Genomic DNA, 467 nt, shown 5'->3' with positions numbered 1-467 from the left:
AGAGACAATCTAAACTCTGTCTGCGAAGGCCAACGACCATCGGGTAATTGTGAAGGGTGTAAGAAATAATCGATGATTTCTTTATTCTCATCAACTTCTATTCTTTGATCATCTTCTAGCCCTTCTATATAATCTATTAATGCTTCGTTCGGAGATTTTTTCGCCAGTTCAATATCACTTATAAAAAAACTATTAAATTCTGGTTTGGGCATTTCGTTATGCTTCACAAATTCTATAGCTACATAATGAGAAAATAAGCCAGCCTTTTTTGAATTTAATACTGAAAAATACTTATCATAAGCTTGGTCCATTTTCTCTAATTTTGTTTCATTAATAGCTTCGCCTGCTAAAATTTCATTTACTTTTTGTATGAACTTTTTAACTGAGTCATTAAATTGCTCTTCTATATTTGAATTTTTATCTTTTTCAATTTTTTTTAATGCAGACATAATCATTGGTATATGTAT

The 467-nt window shown here is 29.8% G+C and carries 1 pseudogene; it reads right to left on the bottom strand.

Annotation, left to right across the window (positions count from 1 at the left end):
• Positions 1-467 (bottom strand): annotated as a pseudogene (locus ACF91D_RS31870) (DEAD/DEAH box helicase); the annotation flags it as partial.

It is taken from the genome of Staphylococcus sp. 231237_7MaSpsaltlick, assembly GCF_043107035.1.
This window is presented reverse-complemented; position numbering and strand designations above follow the sequence as displayed.